The organism is Bradyrhizobium sp. USDA 10063 (assembly GCF_054063735.1).
This window is the reverse complement of record NZ_JBSSGP010000002.1, coordinates 1,789,509-1,807,510: the sequence shown is the minus strand read 5'-3', so window position 1 is coordinate 1,807,510 and position 18,002 is coordinate 1,789,509. Positions and strand designations below refer to the sequence as shown.

At 63.6% G+C, this 18,002-nt stretch carries 27 protein-coding genes; 26 read left to right on the top strand and 1 reads right to left on the bottom strand.

Annotated features, from left to right (window positions below):
• Positions 1-8: 8 nt before the first annotated feature.
• From rplB to ACVJGD_RS10775, 26 genes are all read left to right on the top strand, one after another.
• Positions 9-842 carry a 50S ribosomal protein L2 gene (rplB, locus tag ACVJGD_RS10900; RefSeq protein ID WP_028168160.1) on the top strand — a complete coding sequence of 278 codons (834 nt, stop codon included), beginning with the start codon at positions 9-11 and terminating at the stop codon, positions 840-842.
• A 12-nt stretch (positions 843-854) separates the two neighbouring features.
• Entirely contained in the window at positions 855-1,133 is a 279-nt protein-coding gene (rpsS, locus tag ACVJGD_RS10895) for a 30S ribosomal protein S19 (RefSeq protein ID WP_024509042.1), read from the top strand.
• Between the two features lie 10 nt (positions 1,134-1,143).
• Positions 1,144-1,530: a 50S ribosomal protein L22 gene (gene rplV / locus ACVJGD_RS10890; protein WP_028168159.1), complete on the top strand. Its 387-nt coding sequence runs from the start codon at positions 1,144-1,146 to the stop codon at positions 1,528-1,530.
• Between the two features lie 20 nt (positions 1,531-1,550).
• Positions 1,551-2,249, top strand: coding sequence for a 30S ribosomal protein S3 (gene rpsC, locus ACVJGD_RS10885; protein ID WP_027583258.1), 699 nt, complete (start codon positions 1,551-1,553; stop codon positions 2,247-2,249).
• A 30-nt stretch (positions 2,250-2,279) separates the two neighbouring features.
• Entirely contained in the window at positions 2,280-2,693 is a 414-nt protein-coding gene (gene rplP / locus ACVJGD_RS10880; protein ID WP_456634346.1) for a 50S ribosomal protein L16, read from the top strand.
• Between the two features lie 5 nt (positions 2,694-2,698).
• The gene (gene rpmC / locus ACVJGD_RS10875) at positions 2,699-2,905 is read left to right on the top strand and encodes a 50S ribosomal protein L29 (protein WP_130577496.1); all 207 of its coding nucleotides are present in this window, start codon (positions 2,699-2,701) and stop codon (positions 2,903-2,905) included.
• Between the two features lie 10 nt (positions 2,906-2,915).
• Positions 2,916-3,164 (top strand): 30S ribosomal protein S17, encoded by a 249-nt coding sequence (rpsQ, locus tag ACVJGD_RS10870; protein WP_027583261.1) that lies wholly within the window; start codon positions 2,916-2,918, stop codon positions 3,162-3,164.
• A gap of 81 nt (positions 3,165-3,245) precedes the next feature.
• Positions 3,246-3,614, top strand: coding sequence for a 50S ribosomal protein L14 (gene rplN, locus ACVJGD_RS10865; RefSeq protein WP_028168155.1), 369 nt, complete (start codon positions 3,246-3,248; stop codon positions 3,612-3,614).
• Positions 3,614-3,928 carry a 50S ribosomal protein L24 gene (rplX, locus tag ACVJGD_RS10860; RefSeq protein WP_456634345.1) on the top strand — a complete coding sequence of 105 codons (315 nt, stop codon included), beginning with the start codon at positions 3,614-3,616 and terminating at the stop codon, positions 3,926-3,928. The genes rplN and rplX overlap by 1 nt, the downstream gene beginning before the upstream one ends.
• The gene (gene rplE, locus ACVJGD_RS10855; RefSeq protein WP_225119906.1) at positions 3,921-4,478 is read left to right on the top strand and encodes a 50S ribosomal protein L5; all 558 of its coding nucleotides are present in this window, start codon (positions 3,921-3,923) and stop codon (positions 4,476-4,478) included. The genes rplX and rplE overlap by 8 nt, the downstream gene beginning before the upstream one ends.
• A gap of 47 nt (positions 4,479-4,525) precedes the next feature.
• Positions 4,526-4,831 carry a 30S ribosomal protein S14 gene (gene rpsN, locus ACVJGD_RS10850; RefSeq protein ID WP_028168152.1) on the top strand — a complete coding sequence of 102 codons (306 nt, stop codon included), beginning with the start codon at positions 4,526-4,528 and terminating at the stop codon, positions 4,829-4,831.
• Between the two features lie 13 nt (positions 4,832-4,844).
• Complete coding sequence (rpsH, locus tag ACVJGD_RS10845; protein WP_456634344.1) at positions 4,845-5,243, top strand: 30S ribosomal protein S8; 399 nt, start codon at positions 4,845-4,847, stop codon at positions 5,241-5,243.
• A gap of 14 nt (positions 5,244-5,257) precedes the next feature.
• The gene (gene rplF, locus ACVJGD_RS10840; RefSeq protein WP_456634343.1) at positions 5,258-5,791 is read left to right on the top strand and encodes a 50S ribosomal protein L6; all 534 of its coding nucleotides are present in this window, start codon (positions 5,258-5,260) and stop codon (positions 5,789-5,791) included.
• A gap of 11 nt (positions 5,792-5,802) precedes the next feature.
• Positions 5,803-6,162, top strand: coding sequence for a 50S ribosomal protein L18 (gene rplR, locus ACVJGD_RS10835; protein ID WP_454619634.1), 360 nt, complete (start codon positions 5,803-5,805; stop codon positions 6,160-6,162).
• A gap of 58 nt (positions 6,163-6,220) precedes the next feature.
• Positions 6,221-6,793, top strand: a complete 573-nt coding sequence (gene rpsE, locus ACVJGD_RS10830) for a 30S ribosomal protein S5 (RefSeq protein ID WP_456634342.1) — start codon at positions 6,221-6,223, stop codon at positions 6,791-6,793.
• Between the two features lie 37 nt (positions 6,794-6,830).
• Positions 6,831-7,025 (top strand): 50S ribosomal protein L30, encoded by a 195-nt coding sequence (gene rpmD / locus ACVJGD_RS10825; RefSeq protein ID WP_456634341.1) that lies wholly within the window; start codon positions 6,831-6,833, stop codon positions 7,023-7,025.
• Between the two features lie 20 nt (positions 7,026-7,045).
• Positions 7,046-7,534, top strand: coding sequence for a 50S ribosomal protein L15 (rplO, locus tag ACVJGD_RS10820; RefSeq protein ID WP_456634340.1), 489 nt, complete (start codon positions 7,046-7,048; stop codon positions 7,532-7,534).
• A gap of 143 nt (positions 7,535-7,677) precedes the next feature.
• Complete coding sequence (gene secY, locus ACVJGD_RS10815) at positions 7,678-9,009, top strand: preprotein translocase subunit SecY (RefSeq protein WP_456634339.1); 1,332 nt, start codon at positions 7,678-7,680, stop codon at positions 9,007-9,009.
• 79 nt (positions 9,010-9,088) lie between these two features.
• Entirely contained in the window at positions 9,089-9,964 is an 876-nt protein-coding gene (locus tag ACVJGD_RS10810; RefSeq protein ID WP_456634338.1) for an adenylate kinase, read from the top strand.
• A 186-nt stretch (positions 9,965-10,150) separates the two neighbouring features.
• Positions 10,151-10,519, top strand: coding sequence for a 30S ribosomal protein S13 (gene rpsM / locus ACVJGD_RS10805; protein ID WP_456634337.1), 369 nt, complete (start codon positions 10,151-10,153; stop codon positions 10,517-10,519).
• 128 nt (positions 10,520-10,647) lie between these two features.
• Positions 10,648-11,037, top strand: coding sequence for a 30S ribosomal protein S11 (gene rpsK / locus ACVJGD_RS10800; protein ID WP_006021048.1), 390 nt, complete (start codon positions 10,648-10,650; stop codon positions 11,035-11,037).
• Between the two features lie 99 nt (positions 11,038-11,136).
• The gene (locus ACVJGD_RS10795) at positions 11,137-12,180 is read left to right on the top strand and encodes a DNA-directed RNA polymerase subunit alpha (protein ID WP_456640224.1); all 1,044 of its coding nucleotides are present in this window, start codon (positions 11,137-11,139) and stop codon (positions 12,178-12,180) included.
• A gap of 139 nt (positions 12,181-12,319) precedes the next feature.
• The gene (rplQ, locus tag ACVJGD_RS10790; RefSeq protein WP_225706359.1) at positions 12,320-12,736 is read left to right on the top strand and encodes a 50S ribosomal protein L17; all 417 of its coding nucleotides are present in this window, start codon (positions 12,320-12,322) and stop codon (positions 12,734-12,736) included.
• A gap of 284 nt (positions 12,737-13,020) precedes the next feature.
• Positions 13,021-13,815, top strand: coding sequence for an SDR family NAD(P)-dependent oxidoreductase (locus tag ACVJGD_RS10785; RefSeq protein WP_456634336.1), 795 nt, complete (start codon positions 13,021-13,023; stop codon positions 13,813-13,815).
• Positions 13,816-13,905: 90 nt separating this feature from the next.
• Positions 13,906-15,231, top strand: a complete 1,326-nt coding sequence (locus tag ACVJGD_RS10780) for a chloride channel protein (protein WP_456634335.1) — start codon at positions 13,906-13,908, stop codon at positions 15,229-15,231.
• A gap of 77 nt (positions 15,232-15,308) precedes the next feature.
• On the top strand, positions 15,309-16,484 hold the full coding sequence (locus tag ACVJGD_RS10775; protein WP_456632918.1) for an IS110 family RNA-guided transposase: 1,176 nt from the start codon (positions 15,309-15,311) through the stop codon (positions 16,482-16,484).
• Positions 16,485-16,907: 423 nt separating this feature from the next.
• Here ACVJGD_RS10775 and ACVJGD_RS10770 read toward each other — a convergent pair whose 3' ends face one another.
• Positions 16,908-17,921 carry a zinc-binding alcohol dehydrogenase family protein gene (locus ACVJGD_RS10770; RefSeq protein ID WP_456634334.1) on the bottom strand — a complete coding sequence of 338 codons (1,014 nt, stop codon included), beginning with the start codon at positions 17,919-17,921 and terminating at the stop codon, positions 16,908-16,910.
• Positions 17,922-18,002 lie beyond the last annotated feature (81 nt).

Sequence of the window (18,002 nt, the reverse complement as noted above, 5' to 3'; positions counted from 1 at the left end):
TAACGACGATGGCATTGAAAACCTATAACCCAACGACGCCGGGCCAGCGCCAACTGGTGATGGTCGATCGTTCGGCCCTCTACAAGGGCAAGCCGGTCAAGGCGCTCACCGAGGGCAAGCAATCGAACGGTGGCCGCAACAACACCGGCCGCATCACCGTGCGCTTCCGCGGCGGCGGCCACAAGAAGGCCTATCGCAACGTCGACTTCCGCCGCGACAAGGTGGACGTGCCGGCGATCGTCGAGCGGCTGGAATACGACCCGAACCGCACCGCCTTCATCGCGCTGATCAAGTATCAGGACGGCGAGCAGGCCTATATCCTGGCGCCGCAGCGGCTCGCCGCGGGCGACACGGTGGTGGCCGGCAGCTATGTCGACGTCAAGCCGGGCAACGTGATGCCGCTCGGCAACATGCCGGTCGGCACGATCGTCCACAATATCGAGCTGAAGATCGGCAAGGGCGGCCAGCTCGCACGCTCCGCCGGCACCTATGCCCAGATCGTCGGCCGCGACCAGGACTATGTCATCATCCGCCTGAACTCGGGCGAGCAGCGCCTGGTGCACGGCCGTTGCCGCGGCGCCATCGGCGCGGTGTCGAACCCCGACCACATGAACATCTCGATCGGCAAGGCGGGCCGCACCCGCTGGCTCGGCTGGCGCCCGCACAACCGTGGCGTCGTCATGAACCCGATCGATCACCCGCATGGCGGCGGTGAAGGCCGCACCTCGGGCGGCCGCCACCCGGTGACCCCGTGGGGCAAGCCGACCAAGGGCAAGAAGACGCGGTCGAACAAGTCGACCAACAAATTCATTCTCCTAAGCCGCCACAAGCGGAAGAAGTAAGGAACGCCGGACATGGTTCGTTCAGTCTGGAAAGGCCCGTTCGTCGAGGCATCGCTGCTCAAGAAGGCAGATGCCGCGCGCGCGTCCGGCCGTCACGACGTCATCAAGATCTGGAGCCGCCGCTCGACCATCCTGCCGCAGTTCGTGGGCCTGACCTTCGGCGTCTACAACGGTCAGAAGCACGTGCCGGTTTCGGTGAACGAGGAAATGGTGGGTCACAAGTTCGGCGAGTTCTCGCCGACCCGTACCTTCCACGGCCACTCTGGCGACAAGAAAGCCAAGAAGGCTTGAGGATTAAGCGATGAGCAAACCAAAGCGCGAACGTGTCCTCGCGGACAATGAGGCCAAGGCCGTCGCCCGGATGCTGCGCGTCAGCCCGCAAAAGCTCAACCTGGTGGCGCAGATGATCCGCGGCCGCAAGGCGTCAGCCGCGCTTGCCGACCTGCAGTTCTCGCGCAAGCGGATCGCGGTCGATGTCAAGAAGTGCCTGGAATCGGCGATTGCCAATGCCGAAAACAACCATGACCTCGAGGTCGACGATCTCGTTGTCGCCGAGGCCCATGTCGGCAATGGCCTCGTCATGAAGCGTTTTGCCCCGCGCGGCCGTGGCCGCTCGGGCCGTGTCTACAAACCGTTCTCGCATCTCACGATCGTGGTTCGTGAGGTCGAGGCCGAGGCGAGCGCTTAAGGGAAGCGCGGGAGAATAAGATGGGTCAAAAGATCAATCCGATCGGGCTGCGTCTCGGCATCAACCGGACCTGGGATTCGCGTTGGTTCGCCGGCAAGGCCGAGTACGGCAAGCTGTTGCACGAGGACGTCAAGATCCGCGAGATCCTGCACAAGGAGCTCAAGCAGGCCGCGGTGGCGCGCATCGTGATCGAGCGTCCGCACAAGAAGTGCCGGGTGACGATCCACTCGGCGCGTCCGGGCGTCGTGATCGGCAAGAAGGGCGCCGACATCGACAAGCTGCGCAAGAAGGTTGCCGACATCACGGCCTCCGACGTCGTCATCAACATCGTCGAGATCCGCAAGCCGGAGCTCGATGCCACGCTGGTCGCCGAATCGATCGCGCAGCAGCTCGAGCGCCGTGTCGCGTTCCGCCGCGCCATGAAGCGGGCGGTGCAGTCGGCGATGCGTCTTGGCGCCGAGGGCATCCGCATCAACTGCTCGGGTCGGTTGGGCGGCGCCGAAATCGCGCGCATGGAATGGTACCGCGAGGGCCGGGTGCCGCTGCACACGCTGCGCGCCGACGTCGACTATGGCGTTGCCACCGCGTTCACGACCTTCGGCACCTGCGGCGTCAAGGTCTGGATCTTCAAGGGCGAGATCCTCGAGCACGATCCGATGGCCCAGGACAAGCGGATGGCTGAAGGCGATAGCCCGCGGTCCCGCCGCGACGCCGCTTAACGGCATATGAGAGTTTGAGGGCTTAACGCCATGATGCAACCAAAGAAAACGAAGTTCCGGAAGGCGCATAAGGGCCGCATCCACGGCGTTGCGACTTCGGGCGCGACGTTGTCCTTCGGCCAGTTCGGCCTGAAGGCGCTCGAGCCGGAGCGCGTCACCGCGCGCCAGATCGAGGCCGCCCGCCGCGCGCTGACCCGTCACATGAAGCGCGCCGGCCGCGTCTGGATCCGCGTCTTCCCCGACGTGCCGGTGTCGAAGAAGCCCGCCGAAGTGCGCATGGGTTCGGGCAAGGGCTCGCCGGAATTGTGGGTGGTCCGCGTCAAGCCCGGCCGCGTGCTGTTCGAGATCGACGGCGTCAACAACCAGGTCGCGCGTGAGGCGCTCACCCTGGCCGCCGCCAAGTTGCCGATCAGGACGCGCTTCGTTGCGCGCATCGCGGAGTAACCGAGGTGGCCCAGATGAAAGTCGAGGATATCCGCGCAATGAGTGCCGATCAGATGGAGGACGCGATCCTCAATCTGAAGAAGGAGCGATTCAACCTGCGTTTCCAGCGCGCCACCGGTCAGCTCGAGAACACCTCGCGGCTGAAGGAAGCGCGCCGCGACATCGCCCGTATCAAGACCATCGCCGCGCAGCAGCGCGCGAAGAAGAAGTAAGAGGCCGGACATGCCGAAACGTACGCTGCAGGGCGTGGTCGTCAGCGACAAGCAAGCCAAGACGGTGGTGGTGCGCGTCGATCGCCGCTTCACCCATCCGATCTACAAGAAGACGATCCGCCGTTCGAAGAACTACCACGCCCACGACGAGAGCGACCAGTTCAAGCCGGGCGACACGGTGTGGATCGAGGAAAGCAAGCCGATCTCGAAGTTGAAGCGCTGGATCGTGATCCGGGGCGAGCAGAAGCAAACGGCCTGACGCGCATCCGGCTCTAGAGCCGGAGAATGTCGGGAAAATTTTGAGCGCAAGTGAAGCGCAGAAAGAGGACGAGGTGCATCAATGATTCAGATGCAGACCAACCTCGACGTGGCCGATAATTCAGGCGCACGCCGTGTCATGTGCATCAAGGTGCTTGGAGGCTCCAAGCGCCGCTATGCCACCGTGGGCGACATTATCGTTGTGTCGATCAAGGAAGCCATTCCGCGTGGCAAGGTGAAGAAGGGCGACGTGATGAAGGCGGTCGTGGTGCGGGTCCGCAAGGACATCCGCCGCCCCGACGGCTCCGTCATCCGCTTCGACCGCAACGCTGCCGTGCTGGTCAACAACCAGTCGGAGCCGGTCGGCACCCGTATCTTCGGGCCGGTGCCGCGCGAGCTGCGCGCCAAGAACCACATGAAGATCATCTCGCTTGCGCCGGAGGTGCTGTGATGGCTGCCAAGATCCGGAAGGGTGACAGGGTGATCGTGCTGACCGGCCGCGACAAGGGCCGCACCGGTGAAGTGTTCGAGGTGCGCCCGGCGGAGAACACCGCGCTGGTGCGCGGCGTCAACATGGTGAAGCGTCACCAGAAGCAGACCCAGAACCAGGAGGGCGGCATCATCTCCAAGGAGGCGCCGGTCCATCTCTCCAACATCGCGTATGTCGGCAAGGACGGAAAGCCGACCCGCATCGGGTTCAAGATTCAGGCTGATGGCAAGAAGGTTCGCATTGCCAAGAGCTCGGGAGCAGAGATCGATGGCTGAGACCGCTTATGTGCCGCGCTTGCGCACGGAATATGACAGGAAGATTCGCGGCCTGCTGACCGAGAAGTTCGGCTACGAGAACGCGATGCAGGTGCCGCGGCTGGACAAGGTCGTGCTCAACATGGGCGTCGGCGATTCCGTCAACGACCGCAAGAAGGCCGAGACCGCTGCCGCCGAGCTGACGCAGATCGCCGGCCAGAAGGCGATCGTGACCTATTCGCGGGTTGCGATCGCGACCTTCAAGCTGCGCGAGAACCAGCCGATCGGCTGCAAGGTCACGCTGCGCAAGGCCCGCATGTACGAGTTCATCGATCGCCTGGTGAACGTCGCGCTGCCGCGCGTGCGCGACTTCCGCGGGCTGAACCCGAAGAGCTTCGATGGCCGCGGCAACTATTCGCTCGGCATCAAGGAGCACATCATTTTTCCCGAGATCGACTTCGACAAGGTCTCGGAGGCGCGGGGCATGGACATCACCGTCTGTACCACGGCCAAGACCGACGACGAGGCTCGCGCCTTGTTGACCGCTTTCAATTTCCCGTTCCGGCAGTGAGACGCTGAAGAACAGCTTCTCAAACGCGGAAACGTAAGGAGCCACGCATGGCAAAGAAGAGTGCAGTCGAGAAGAACAACCGGCGCAAGCGGATGGCCAAGAATGCCGCCGCGAGCCGCGCCCGGTTGAAGGCGATCATCGCCGACAAGACCAAGCCGATGGAAGAGCGTTTCGCGGCGACCTTGAAGCTTGCGGAAATGCCGCGCAACTCGTCGCCGACCCGGATCCGCAACCGTTGCGAGCTCACGGGCCGTCCGCGCTCGAACTATCGCAAGAACAAGCTGTCCCGCATCGCGCTGCGCGAGCTCGGCTCCAAGGGCCTGATCCCGGGCCTCGTGAAATCGAGCTGGTAAGGAGGGTCGGAAGATGTCAACGCACGATCCGATCTCCGATCTCATCACCCGCATCCGCAACGCGCAGATGCGCTCGAAGTCCAAGGTCACGACCCCGGGCTCGAAGATGCGTCAGAGCGTGCTCGAGGTGCTGAAGGCGGAAGGCTATATCCGCGGCTACGCCAGCGTCGAGCATTCGTCCGGCCGCAGCGAGCTCGAGATCGAATTGAAGTATTTCGACGGCGAGCCCGTCATCCGCGAGATCGAGCGCGTCTCGAAGCCGGGCCGCCGGGTCTACACCTCGGTGAAGAACCTGCCGCGGGTGAACAACGGTCTCGGCATTTCCGTATTGTCGACGCCGAAGGGAATCATGGCCGACCACGACGCGCGTGACGCGAATGTCGGCGGCGAAATTCTCTTCACGGTGTTCTGAGGAAGGAATTGGTCATGTCACGTATTGGCAAGAGGCCTGTGGCGATCCCGTCGGGTGTGACGGCGACTGTCGACGGGCAGACGGTGAAGGTGAAGGGGCCGAAAGGCCAGCTTCAGTTCGTCGTGCATGACGACGTCGAAGTGAAGTTCGAGAACAGCCAGGTCAAGGTCGCTCCGCGCGTCAAGACCAACCGTGCGCAGGCGATGTACGGCACCGCGTGCGCCCAGGTCGCTAACCTGGTCGAAGGCGTCACCAAGGGCTTTGAGAAGAAGCTCGAGATCACCGGCGTCGGCTACCGCGCCGCAATGCAGGGCAAGAACCTGCAGCTCGCGCTCGGTTACAGCCACGACGTCGTCTACCCGATCCCGGAGGGCATCTCGATCGCGGTGCCGAAGCCGACCGAAATCACGGTCTCGGGCATCGATCCGCAGCGCGTTGGCCAGGTCGCGGCCGAGATCCGCGCCTATCGTCCGCCGGAGCCCTACAAGGGCAAGGGTGTGAAGTACGCCGACGAATTCATCTTCCGCAAGGAAGGCAAGAAGAAGTAACGGAGCCGGTCATGTCACTGAAGGTTACCAATGCCCGGCGCAAGCAACGCGTGCGGTTGGCGCTGCGCCGTTCCGGAGGCGGCCGTCCGCGTCTGTCGGTGTTCCGCTCGTCCAAGCACATCTACGCCCAGGTGATCGACGATCAGAAGGGCGAGACGCTGGCGTCGGCCTCGTCGCTGGAGAAGACGATGCGCGAGGCTGGCAATACCGGCGCCAACATCGATGCGGCGAAGGCGGTCGGCAAGCTGCTGGCCGAGCGCGCCACCCAGAAGGGCGTCAAGGAAGTCGTGTTCGACCGCGGCGGCTATCTTTATCACGGGCGCGTCAAGGCGCTCGCGGATGCCGCGCGCGAGGGCGGGCTGAGCTTCTGAGAGTTTCGAGCGGATATTAGGACTGAGGCATAAGCCTTTCTAGAGATTGGAAAACACCATGGCAGAACGCGAACGCGGCGGACGCGAACGGAGCAGGGAGCGCGAGGAGCGCGACAGCGAGTTCGTCGACAAGCTCGTGCACATCAATCGCGTGGCGAAGGTCGTCAAGGGCGGCAAGCGCTTCGGCTTTGCGGCGCTGGTCGTGATCGGCGACCAGAAGGGCCGGGTCGGTTTTGGCCACGGCAAGGCGCGCGAAGTGCCGGAAGCGATCCGCAAGGCGACCGAGGCCGCCAAGCGCAACCTCACCCGCGTGGCGCTGCGCGAAGGCCGCACGTTGCATCACGACATCGCCGGCCGTCACGGCGCCGGCCGCGTCTACCTGCGTGCCGCGCCGGCCGGTACCGGCATCATCGCCGGCGGCCCGATGCGCGCGGTGTTCGAGACGCTCGGCATCCAGGACGTGGTGGCGAAGTCGATCGGTTCGTCGAATCCCTACAACATGGTTCGCGCCACCTTCAACGCGCTGAAGAACCAGGATTCGCCGCGTTCGGTCGCTGCGCGCCGCAACATCAAGGTGTCCACCCTGCAGGCCCGCCGCGTCGGTGGCGATGCCGAAGCGGTGGCTGAATAACTCGCGCTAAGCTAGCGCGCTATCTGGAGTTTAAGAGATGGCCCAGGCCGCAAAGACGATCAAGGTCGAGCAGATCGGCAGCCCGATTCGCCGCCATCATTCGCAGCGTTCGACGCTGATCGGCCTCAAGCTCAACAAGATCGGCCGGGTTGCCGAGCATCGGGACACCCCTGAGGTTCGCGGCATGATCAGCAAGGTTCAACACCTCGTCCGCGTCGTCGGCGAGGGTTAAGACAGACAAGGAGAAGGGCGATGAAGCTCAGCGAGATCGCCGACAATCCCGGTTCGCGCAAGAAGCGCATGCGCATCGGCCGCGGCATCGGTTCAGGCAAGGGCAAGACCGGCGGCCGTGGCGGCAAGGGCCAGACCGCGCGTACCGGCGTGCGCATCAAAGGCTTTGAAGGCGGCCAGATGCCGCTGCATCGCCGCCTGCCCAAGCGCGGGTTCAACAACATCTTCAGGCTCGATTTCGCGGAAGTTAACCTCGACCGCCTGCAGCAGGCGGTCGACGCCAAGCAGATCGACACTGGTGCGGTCGTGAACGCGGAAGCGCTGGTGAAGGCTGGCGTGCTGCGCCGCGCCAAGGACGGCGTGCGGCTGCTCGGCCGCGGCGAGCTTACGGCCAAGCTCAATATCGAGGTGCATGGCGCCTCCAAGTCCGCGGTCGCGGCGGTGGAGAAAGCCGGCGGCACGGTGAAGATCCTGGCGCCCGCCAAGAAGGAAGAAGGCGAGGCGGCGTAACATCTGCGTCATTGCCTGCCTCGCGCTGGCAGGGGCGGCAGAGAACATTGGACTTATCGAAGCCGAGCACCAAATAATGTCCGGTGTCTGCCGATGTCCCATGGGGGACGTCGGCGCGGGACCTCCGGGAGAAAGCCAAGAATATGGTCTCAGCAGCGGAACAACTTGCAGCCAACCTCAATTTCGGAGCTCTAGCCAAGGCCGAAGAGCTGAAGAAGCGCATCTGGTTCACGCTGGGTGCGCTGCTTGTTTATCGGCTCGGCACCTACATCCCGCTGCCCGGCATCGACCCCAACGTGTGGGAGCAGGTGTTCCGCTCCCAGGCCGGCGGCATCCTCGGCATGTTCAACATGTTCGCCGGCGGCGGCATCCACCGCATGGCGATCTTCGCGCTGAACATCATGCCGTACATTTCGGCATCGATCATCATCCAGCTCCTGACCACCGTCTCGCCGCAGCTCGAGGCCCTGAAGAAGGAAGGCGAGGCCGGTCGCAAGACGCTGAACCAGTACACCCGCTATCTCACCGTGATCCTGGCTGCGTTCCAGTCTTACGGCATCGCGGTGGGACTTGAGGGTGCCGGCAACGTCGTCACCGACCCCGGCATGTTCTTCCGTCTGTCGACCGCGATCACGCTGACCGGCGGCACCATGTTCCTGATGTGGCTGGGTGAGCAGATCACCTCGCGCGGCATCGGCAACGGCATCTCGCTGATCATTCTGGCCGGCATTGTCGCGGAACTGCCGGCGGCGCTCGCCAACATGCTCGAACTCGGCCGTCAGGGCGCGATGTCGACAGGGCTGATCCTGGTCGTGATCGTGATGGCGGTCGCCGTGATCGCCTTCATCGTGTTCATGGAGCGCGCGCAGCGCCGCCTTCTGATCCAGTATCCGAAACGCCAGGTCGGCAACAAGATGTTCGAGGGCCAGTCCTCGCATCTGCCGCTCAAGCTCAATACCTCGGGTGTGATTCCGCCGATCTTCGCGTCCTCGCTGCTGTTGCTGCCGGCTACGGTTGCCAACTTCAATGTCGCCTCGGGGCCGGAATGGCTGCAATGGATCACCACCCAGCTCAGCCACGGCCGGCCGCTGTTCCTGGTGCTCTACCTCGCGCTGATCGTGTTCTTCGCCTTCTTCTACACGGCGATCGTGTTCAACCCGACCGAGACCGCCGACAACCTGAAGAAGCATGGCGGTTTCATCCCGGGCATCCGGCCGGGTGAACGCACTGCGGAGTACATCGACTACGTGCTGTCGCGCATCACGGTGGTCGGCGCGATCTATCTTGCGATCGTATGTCTCATCCCGGAGATTCTGATTTCCTACGCCTCCGTGCCGTTCTACTTTGGCGGTACGTCGCTTCTGATCGTGGTCAGCGTGACCATGGATACGGTGGCGCAGGTTCAGGGCTATCTGCTCGCCCATCAGTATGAGGGGCTGATCAGAAAGTCGAAACTCAGGGGCCGCCGCCGCTGACAGAGCGGAACGCGGGCGGGGCAAAAGTCAAAACCAGGGGTGTGCGGATCTCGCTCACCAAGCCGGGGGGCGAAAAATCATGAGATTCATCCTGTTGGGGCCGCCGGGCTCGGGCAAGGGGACCCAGGCCCAGCGGCTGGTTCAGAAACACGGTATCGTGCAGCTCTCGACCGGCGAGATGCTGCGCGCTGCGGTTGCGGCCGGCACGCCGATCGGTCAGCAGGCCAAGGACATCATGGCCGCGGGCGGGCTGGTGCCGGACGAGATCGTGATCGGCATCATCTCCGATCGGATCGACCAGCCCGACGCCAAGAAGGGATTCATCCTCGACGGCTTTCCGCGCACGGTTCCGCAGGCCGAAGCGCTGGATGAACTCCTGAAGAAGAAGCGCCTCAAGCTCGACGCGGTGATCGAGCTTCGCGTCAATGAGAGCGCGTTGCTCGATCGGGTCGAGAAGCGGGCCGCCGAGACGCGGGCGCGCGGCGAGGAAGTGCGTGCCGACGATACGCCGGAAGTGCTGACCAAGCGGCTGGCGAGCTATCGCGCGCAGACCGAACCGCTGATTCACTACTATTCCGAGCGCCGCAAGCTGTTGACCGTAGATGGCATGATGGCCATCGAGCACGTCACAGGCGAGATCAACCGGATCCTGGAGGCGCTCGGCGCCACGGAACCCAAGGCCGCGCGGCGGACCTCTCCGGCCAAGCGCTCGGCGTCTGGAACCGCCCGAAAGGGAACCAAGGCACCTGCCAACAAGGCGCCTGCCAAGAAGGCGGCCGCCAAAGCCAGGGGGGCCGGCAAGGGAACCAGGAAGGCGACCACCTCCGCCCGGAAGGCCCGCAAAGCGGTCTCCAAGGCTGCGAAGGCCAGGGGCGTCGGCAAGGCCAAGAAAACGGTAAGGCAGGTGGCAAAGCGCCCCGCAAAAAAACTCACGAAAAAGCGAGCTAAGCGCTAGGAGCGGTTGACGAAACCGACATGAATCCTTTAATAAGCCCCGCATCCAAGTCGGATAGTTTTATGACGATGCCGGGCCCCGAAGGAACGAGGGGAGGGCGTCGTGTTCGCGTTTGTGGACACCTGCCCGAGATAGCAGAGTTCTAGGAAGCACCGATCCCGTGGATCGGCGACAGGAGAGAAGGCCGTGGCCCGTATTGCCGGCGTGAATATTCCAACCAACAAGCGCGTGCTGATCGCGCTTCAGTACATCCATGGCATCGGCCAGAGGCACGCGGCCGACATCATGGAGAAGGTCAAGATTCCGCTGGAGCGTCGCGTCAGCCAGCTGACCGACCAGGAAGTGCTGCAGATCCGCGAAGTGATCGACCGTGACTACGTCGTCGAAGGCGACCTTCGCCGCGAGACCGGCATCAACATCAAGCGGCTGATGGACCTTGGCTGCTATCGCGGCCTGCGCCATCGCCGTGGCCTGCCGGTGCGCGGCCAACGTACCCACACCAATGCGCGCACGCGCAAGGGGCCGGCCAAGGCGATCGCCGGCAAGAAGAAGTAATTTGGCGAATAGGGAATGGCGGATGGCGAATAGGGACCAACCATTCGCCATTCGCTACTCACTATTCGCTTTTCATCGGTGTAGCCGCTGGCATTACGGCGGCGTTGAGATCATAGGAAAGGTTTGGAATGGGCAAGGAAGCCACCCGCGTACGCCGCCGCGAACGCAAGAACATCGCCTCCGGCATCGCGCATGTGAATTCGTCGTTCAACAACACCACGATCACCATCACCGACGCGCAGGGCAACACCATTGCCTGGTCGTCCGCCGGCACGATGGGTTTCAAGGGGTCGCGCAAGTCGACCCCCTATGCTGCGCAGGTCGCGGCGGAGGACGTTTCCAAGAAGGCGCAAGAGCATGGCATGCGCACGCTGGAAGTCGAGGTCGCCGGTCCCGGCTCGGGCCGCGAGTCGGCGCTCCGCGCGTTGCAGGCCGCGGGCTTCACCGTCACCTCGATCCGCGACGTGACGACGATCCCGCACAATGGCTGCCGTCCGCGCAAGCGCCGGCGCGTCTGATGGTTGGTCGCGGGGCGGCCTTGCCGTCTCGCGATTGTTTTTGGAATTGACCGCGCGGGCTAATCCGCGACGCCAGTAAGTTGATGTCGACTGGCCCAAATCGACCTCACCACGGGTGACACAGTGACGATCCAGAAGAATTGGCAGGAACTTATTCGACCGAACAAGCTGCAGGTGACGGCAGGCGGCGATGCGACCCGCTTTGCGACCATCGTCGCCGAGCCGCTCGAGCGTGGCTTCGGCCAGACGCTCGGCAACGCGCTGCGCCGCATCCTGTTGTCCTCGCTGCAGGGCGCCGCGGTGCAGTCGGTGCATATCGACGGCGTGCTGCACGAGTTCTCCTCGATTGCGGGCGTTCGTGAGGACGTCACCGACATCGTCCTCAACATCAAGGACATCTCGATCAAGATGCAGGGCGAAGGCCCCAAGCGCATGGTCGTGAAGAAGCAGGGCCCGGGCGTCGTCACCGCCGGCGACATCCAGACCGTCGGCGACGTCGTGGTGCTCAATCCGGATCTCGTGCTCTGCACCTTGGACGACGGCGCCGAGATCCGCATGGAGTTCACCGTCTCGACCGGCAAGGGTTATGTGCCCGCCGAGCGCAACCGTCCCGAGGACGCGCCGATCGGCCTGATCCCGGTCGACAGCCTGTTCTCGCCGGTCCGCAAGGTCTCCTACAAGGTCGAGAACACCCGCGAGGGCCAGATCCTCGACTACGACAAGCTGACCATGACGATCGAGACCAACGGCGCGATCACGCCGGAGGATGCCGTGGCCTACGCCGCGCGCATCCTGCAGGACCAGCTCAACGTGTTCGTCAACTTCGAGGAGCCGCGCAAGGAAGTCGCGCAGGAGATCATCCCCGATCTCGCCTTCAACCCGGCGTTCCTCAAGAAGGTCGACGAGCTCGAGCTGTCGGTGCGTTCGGCCAACTGCCTGAAGAACGACAACATCGTCTATATCGGCGACCTCGTGCAGAAGTCGGAAGCGGAAATGCTCCGCACCCCGAACTTCGGCCGCAAGTCGCTGAACGAGATCAAGGAAGTGCTGGCCCAGATGGGTCTGCATCTCGGCATGGAAGTGCCGGGCTGGCCGCCGGAGAACATCGACGAGCTCGCCAAGCGCTTCGAGGATCATTACTGAGCGAATGGGGAGTGGCGAATAGCGAATAGAAAACTACTCACTATTCACCATTCGCTACTCGCTATTCTGGGCGAACGCAGGAAGCCCACCTGAGAAACATGTCCGACGAACCGTCGCGACAATCGAAAAGGAATAGATCATGCGTCACGGAAGGGTTCATCGGAAGCTCAATCGCACGGCCGAACATCGGCGCGCGATGTTCGCCAATATGGCTGCTGCTCTGATCAAGCACGAGCAGATCGTCACCACGCTGCCGAAGGCCAAGGAGCTGCGTCCGATCGTCGAGAAGCTCGTCACGCTCGGCAAGAAGGGCGGGCTGGCGCTGCGCCGCCAGGCCATCTCGGAGCTGCGCGACGTCGACATGGTCAAGAAGCTGTTCGACACGCTGGCGCCCCGCTACAAGGACCGCCAGGGCGGCTACACCCGCATCATCAAGGCCGGCTTCCGCTATGGCGACAATGCCGCGATGGCCGTTATCGAGTTTGTCGACCGCGACGTCGACGCCAAGGGCCAGGACTCCGGCCCGGTGCAGGAAAAGGAAGCCGAGGCGGCGTAAGCCTTCTCCAATCTGATTTTAAAAAAGCGGCGCCATCGAGCGCCGCTTTTTCATTTCCGACAGTAGTCCGTAGGGTGGGCAAAGCGCAGCGTGCCCACCCCTCACGAGTAGATTGTTAGATGGTGGGCACGGCGCTGACGCGCCTTTGCCCACCCTACGATTCTTTTCATTTTTGCACGGTCGCACGCATGACTTCGGCGCGGTGTCAGCCATGCTGCATCGGGCAATTGCGTCCCTATCTCGCGCTCCCGATATCTTCTTCATCGAATTCACGGAGATAGAACATGAAGATCGACCTTTCAGGAAAGACAGCGCTCGTGACCGGCTCGACCGCTGGCATTGGCCTCGCCATTGCCCGCGGTCTTGCGGCCATCGGTGCGGAGGTGATCGTCAATGGCCGTAGCCAGCCCAAGATCGACGCTGCAGTCGCCGCGGTCCAGAAGGCGGTTGCCGGCGCCAAGGTTCGCGGCATCGCCGCCGATGTCTCCACCGCTGCGGGATGCAAGGCGCTGCTATCGGCGCAGCCCGATGTCGATATCCTCATCAACAATGCCGGCATCTTCGAGCCCAAGGACTTCTTCGAGATTCCGGACGAGGACTGGACCCGATTCTTCGAAGTCAACGTGATGTCGGGCGTGCGCCTGTCGCGCGGCTACATGCAGGGCATGCTGAAGCGCAACTGGGGCCGCATCGTCTTCATCGCCTCTGAATCGGCGCTCAATATTCCGAAGGAAATGATCCAGTACGGCATGACCAAGACCGCGCAGCTTTCGATCTCGCGCGGGCTCGCCGAATTGACCCGCGGCACGGCGGTGACGGTCAATTCGGTGCTGCCGGGTCCGACGCTGTCGGAAGGCGTGGACACCTTTGTCAAGGATCTCGCCAGGCAGAACGGGGAACCGGTCGACGAGGCGGTGGCGAACTTCGTCAAGCAGCACCGACCGACCTCGCTATTGCAGCGCTTCGCCAGCGTCGACGAGATCGCCAACATGGTGGTGTATGTGTCCTCGAAGGAAGCCTCCGCCACCAACGGCGCGGCACTCCGCGTCGAAGGCGGGATCGTCCAGACCATCGCCTGAGGCGGATGCGATAGCGCCGATATGTGGTCTCCGAACGGGACGCCGTGATCCGCGCTTTTGCCGGAGGCTCGGATTGCGTAGAACCGTTTCATGAAACTGACCTTGTCTACCCGCCATCAGCGGCTGGTTAAGATCACCTCGGCGCGCTGGCAGCGACGTGCGATTTTTCTGCTCGGCGGCATCGTTGTTGGCGGAGCTGCGGTGCTGCTGGCTCAGATCTCCGACCTGGCCCAGCAGGCCTTCGCGATGCTGCTGTCGAAATCACGCTATGCACCGCTTTTCGTCACGCCGATCGGTTTCGGCCTGTCCTCGTTGCTCACGGCCAGACTGTTTCCGAACGCCCAGGGCAGCGGCATTCCGCAGGCGATTGCCGCGCGTCATCTCACCAGCCGGCAGGCGAGGGAACGGCTCGTATCCATCCGTATCGCGGTCGGAAAGATCATCCTGACCCTCTTTGGCCTGCTATGCGGTGCTTCGATCGGCCGCGAAGGACCGACGGTCCAGGTCGGTGCGTCCATCATGTTCGCAATCGGGCGCGTGTCGCCACGCCGGCAGCCGGGATTGATCCTGGCCGGGGCCGCGGCCGGCGTTGCCGCCGCCTTCAACACGCCGCTCGCGGGCATCGTGTTTGGCATCGAGGAGATGAGCCGTGCCTTCGAAACGCGCACCAGCAGCCTGATCATCGCGGCTGTCATTGCAGCGGGCCTGACGTCGCTCGCCCTGATGGGCAACTATGATTATTTCGGCACGAGCGCGGTGACACTCAGCCGCGGCATCGACTGGCTCGCTATTCCCGTTTGCGGAGTCGTCGGCGGTTTGATGGGCGGCCTGTTCAGCCGCATCGTCATTACCGTGGCGCGCGGGCTTCCTGGCCTCCTCGGACGCGCCATTCGACGTCATTCAGTGCCGTTTGCTGCGCTGTGCGGCTTGGCGGTCGCACTCTGTGGACTGGCGTCCGGCGACATGATCTATGGCACGGGCTACTCAGAGGTGAAGACTGCACTCGAGAGCGGCGCACCGTTGCCTGACAGCTTTGGTTTGCTGAAGCTCCTGGCCACCGCCCTGGCAGCCATCAGTGGCATTCCCGGCGGCATCTTTTCGCCTTCGTTGGCGGTGGGCGCCGGATTGGGCTCTAACGTCGCATCCTTCTTTCACGCGACGCCCGTGGCGGCGATCATGCTGCTCGGCATGGTCTCGTATTTCGCCGGTGTCGTGCAAGCTCCCATCACAGCGTTCGTCATCGTGACCGAGATGACCGGCGAGCATACCATGGTGGTGCCACTGATGACCGCCGCATTGATTGCCTACGGCACCTCGCGACTGGTTTGCGAGGAAGGAATTTACCACGCGCTCGCCAAGGGCTTCATCGAGCGGTCAACGCCTGCCGAAGCGACGCGTCCGTCAGTACGGTTGTAGTTGTAGATTCCATGGGGCGGTGAGCGCGCCCTTTCCGGTAGGTTTGGGTTTCCACACTCGAACCATCGGAGAGTCTGATGCAAGCATTGACCAAGAACACGCCCACCGCCGGGCATTGTGGCACGATTTTCGTTGCGATCGAACTGAGTCAGAAGACGTGGCTGGTGACGCTGCACAGTCCGGATCGGGACCGGATATCGCGCCACAAGCTGGAAGGCGGCGATCACGCCGGGCTGCTGGCGCTGATCGAGCAGGTCAAGGCCCGGGCGACTGCGAAGCTTGGAGCGGCGCCGCGGGTGGTGAGCTGCTACGAGGCTGGCTATGACGGCTTCTGGCTGCACCGGCTGCTCGCGGCGGCTGGGATCACCAACTTCATCTTCGACCCGGCGAGCATCGCGGTGGAGCAACGGGCGCGGCGGGCGAAGACAGACCGGATCGATGGCGAGCTTCTGCTGCGCACCTTGATGGCTCATTTGCGAGGCGAGCCGCGGGTGGTGCGGATCGTCCGGGTGCCGAGCGTGGCCGAGGAGGACGCCCGGCGCGCCAGCCGCGAACGCGAACGACTGGTGAAGGAGCAGACGGGGCACACCAACCGGATCAAGGCGCTGCTGCGCCTGTTGGGCATGGCGGCCGGCACCTTGCGACGACGGACCTGGCTCGCCTGGCTGGAGCAGCAGCGGGACTGGCAAGGGCAGCCGCTGCCGCCGCAGCTTCTGGCCGAAGTGAAGCGCGAGCATGCCCGGCTGATGCTGGTGCGCGACCAGCTCAAGGCGCTGGAGCAGGCCCAAGTCGCTACAGAAGTCGCGGCAGAAGTCGCGGCGGAAGCCGCCGCGGCGCCGGCGCCGATGGCGAAGCGACGGGATCAGTTGCAGCAGCTCAAGGCGCTCGGCCCGGCGTTTGCCGCGACGCTGGTGAACGAGGTGTTCTACAAGGACTTCCGCAACCGGCGCGAGGTCGCCAGCTATTGCGGATTGGCGCCCAGTCCCTGGCAAAGCGGCAGCATCGATCGCGAGCAGGGGATCAGCAAGGCCGGCAACCGGCGCGCCCGCCACAAGACGATCGAACTGGCCTGGCTCTGGCTGCGCCATCAGCCGGACAGCGCGCTCAGCCGCTGGTTCCGCACCCGCACCGAAAACGCCGGCAAGCGCGCCAAGCGCATCGCCATCGTCGCGCTGGCGCGCAAGCTGATCGTGGCGCTGTGGCGCTATCTCACCACCGGCCTTGTTCCGGAGCAGGCCGTGATGAAGGCCTAGCACCGGACCACGCCACCAGGGCGAGGCGGCTCCGCGCCGCGCGCCCCGTACAGGATGGATGATGACCGTGCCACCCAGGGGCCCAACCAGGCCGCTTTGTAGATGGGTCTCATCCTCTTGGCTTCCTCGCCGCAAGCATGCGGAATGTGGGTACGGATCAGCCGATCCGACCGGATATGAGGTGATGCAGTGAGCTGCAGAAATCTTCGGAAGCCAATCCTCGCCCGGGGCCCGGTCGTCGCGCTGCGCTACGCATGGCTCCGCGCGCCGCCCTCTCACTGCAAAAACCCAACCCGCACCGGTTCAAGAGCCTTGACTCACAAAGCCCCATATGAGGGTGGGCAAAGCGAAGCGTGCCCACCATCACAAGTGCGCCGCGAGAAGGTGGGCACGCTACGCTTTGCCCACCCTACGCGACTGTGGCTACCACCCCTCCAGCACGATCTTGCCGCGCGACTTGCCGCTTTCGAGCAAGGCATGGGCGCGCTTCAGATTGGCCGCGTTGATCGTGCCGAACGTCTCGGCGAGGGTCGTGCGCAACACGCCCTTGTCGATGAGGTCGGCGACGTCGTTCAGCAGATGATGCTGCGCGATCATGTCCGGCGTCTGGAACGAGGAGCGCGTGAACATCGATTCCCAGTGCACCGAGATCGCCTTGCCCTTGAACGCACTGACGTTGAATTCCGGCGGATCGTCGATCAGGCCGAACTTGCCCTGCGGCGCCATGAAATCGGCGATCGCCTTGTAGTGCTGGTCGGTGTAGGTGAGGCTGGCGACGAGGCCGACCGGCGGCAGCTTCAATTTCTCGATCTGCTCCTTCATCGGCTTGCCGTGATCGACCACCGCATGCGCGCCAAGTTCGAGACACCACTTCTGCGACTCCGGCCGCGTCGCGGTCGCGACCACCGTCAGGCCGGTCAGCCGCCGCGCAAGCTGGATCAGGATCGAGCCGACGCCGCCGGCGCCGCCGACGATCAGGAGCGTACGCGGATCGAGGCTCTTGCCGGGCACGGCGCCAAGCCGGTCGAACAGCAATTCCCAGGCTGTGATCGAGGTCAGGGGCAGGGCGGCGGCCTGCGCGAATGAGAGCGTCTTTGGCTTGGCGCCGACGATCCGCTCATCGACCAGATGGAATTCCGAATTGGTGCCCTGGCGCAGGATCGAGCCGGCATAAAATACTTCGTCGCCGGGCTTGAACAGGCTGACGTCCGGGCCGACGGCGTCGACCACGCCGGCCGCGTCAAATCCCAAAATCTTGACCTCGCCCTCGGGCGGCGCAGCGCGCTTGCGCACCTTGTAATCGACCGGGTTGGCCGAGATCGCCTTGACGGCGACCCGGATGTCGCGCCCCTTGGGTTCCGGTTTGGCGGCATCGAAATCGAACAGCGATTCAGAGTCCTCGATCGGCAGGGATTCCTTGTATCCGACGGCCTTCATTTGCCTTCTCCCTTGTCTGGCATTGCGATCTAACTGTCGCGCTGGCGCCAAGTTGGCAAGTACGGTAAATTCAGGGAACTA

What these genes read in the sequence shown, in the direction of transcription:
- ACVJGD_RS10775 (WP_456632918.1), top strand. Translation starts at nt 15,309, where the DNA reads ATGCAAGCATTGACCAAGAACACGCCCACCGCCGGGCATTGTGGCACG.
- secY (WP_456634339.1), top strand. Translation starts at nt 7,678, where the DNA reads ATGGTCTCAGCAGCGGAACAACTTGCAGCCAACCTCAATTTCGGAGCT.
- rpsE (WP_456634342.1), top strand. Translation starts at nt 6,221, where the DNA reads ATGGCAGAACGCGAACGCGGCGGACGCGAACGGAGCAGGGAGCGCGAG.
- rpsS (WP_024509042.1), top strand. Translation starts at nt 855, where the DNA reads ATGGTTCGTTCAGTCTGGAAAGGCCCGTTCGTCGAGGCATCGCTGCTC.
- rplP (WP_456634346.1), top strand. Translation starts at nt 2,280, where the DNA reads ATGATGCAACCAAAGAAAACGAAGTTCCGGAAGGCGCATAAGGGCCGC.
- ACVJGD_RS10785 (WP_456634336.1), top strand. Translation starts at nt 13,021, where the DNA reads ATGAAGATCGACCTTTCAGGAAAGACAGCGCTCGTGACCGGCTCGACC.
- ACVJGD_RS10810 (WP_456634338.1), top strand. Translation starts at nt 9,089, where the DNA reads ATGAGATTCATCCTGTTGGGGCCGCCGGGCTCGGGCAAGGGGACCCAG.
- rpsN (WP_028168152.1), top strand. Translation starts at nt 4,526, where the DNA reads ATGGCAAAGAAGAGTGCAGTCGAGAAGAACAACCGGCGCAAGCGGATG.
- rplO (WP_456634340.1), top strand. Translation starts at nt 7,046, where the DNA reads ATGAAGCTCAGCGAGATCGCCGACAATCCCGGTTCGCGCAAGAAGCGC.
- rplN (WP_028168155.1), top strand. Translation starts at nt 3,246, where the DNA reads ATGATTCAGATGCAGACCAACCTCGACGTGGCCGATAATTCAGGCGCA.
- ACVJGD_RS10780 (WP_456634335.1), top strand. Translation starts at nt 13,906, where the DNA reads ATGAAACTGACCTTGTCTACCCGCCATCAGCGGCTGGTTAAGATCACC.
- rpmD (WP_456634341.1), top strand. Translation starts at nt 6,831, where the DNA reads ATGGCCCAGGCCGCAAAGACGATCAAGGTCGAGCAGATCGGCAGCCCG.
- rplX (WP_456634345.1), top strand. Translation starts at nt 3,614, where the DNA reads ATGGCTGCCAAGATCCGGAAGGGTGACAGGGTGATCGTGCTGACCGGC.
- ACVJGD_RS10770 (WP_456634334.1), bottom strand. Translation starts at nt 17,921, where the DNA reads ATGAAGGCCGTCGGATACAAGGAATCCCTGCCGATCGAGGACTCTGAA.
- rpsC (WP_027583258.1), top strand. Translation starts at nt 1,551, where the DNA reads ATGGGTCAAAAGATCAATCCGATCGGGCTGCGTCTCGGCATCAACCGG.
- rpsQ (WP_027583261.1), top strand. Translation starts at nt 2,916, where the DNA reads ATGCCGAAACGTACGCTGCAGGGCGTGGTCGTCAGCGACAAGCAAGCC.
- rplE (WP_225119906.1), top strand. Translation starts at nt 3,921, where the DNA reads ATGGCTGAGACCGCTTATGTGCCGCGCTTGCGCACGGAATATGACAGG.
- rplR (WP_454619634.1), top strand. Translation starts at nt 5,803, where the DNA reads ATGTCACTGAAGGTTACCAATGCCCGGCGCAAGCAACGCGTGCGGTTG.
- rpsH (WP_456634344.1), top strand. Translation starts at nt 4,845, where the DNA reads ATGTCAACGCACGATCCGATCTCCGATCTCATCACCCGCATCCGCAAC.
- rplB (WP_028168160.1), top strand. Translation starts at nt 9, where the DNA reads ATGGCATTGAAAACCTATAACCCAACGACGCCGGGCCAGCGCCAACTG.
- rpsK (WP_006021048.1), top strand. Translation starts at nt 10,648, where the DNA reads ATGGGCAAGGAAGCCACCCGCGTACGCCGCCGCGAACGCAAGAACATC.
- rplQ (WP_225706359.1), top strand. Translation starts at nt 12,320, where the DNA reads ATGCGTCACGGAAGGGTTCATCGGAAGCTCAATCGCACGGCCGAACAT.
- rplV (WP_028168159.1), top strand. Translation starts at nt 1,144, where the DNA reads ATGAGCAAACCAAAGCGCGAACGTGTCCTCGCGGACAATGAGGCCAAG.
- rplF (WP_456634343.1), top strand. Translation starts at nt 5,258, where the DNA reads ATGTCACGTATTGGCAAGAGGCCTGTGGCGATCCCGTCGGGTGTGACG.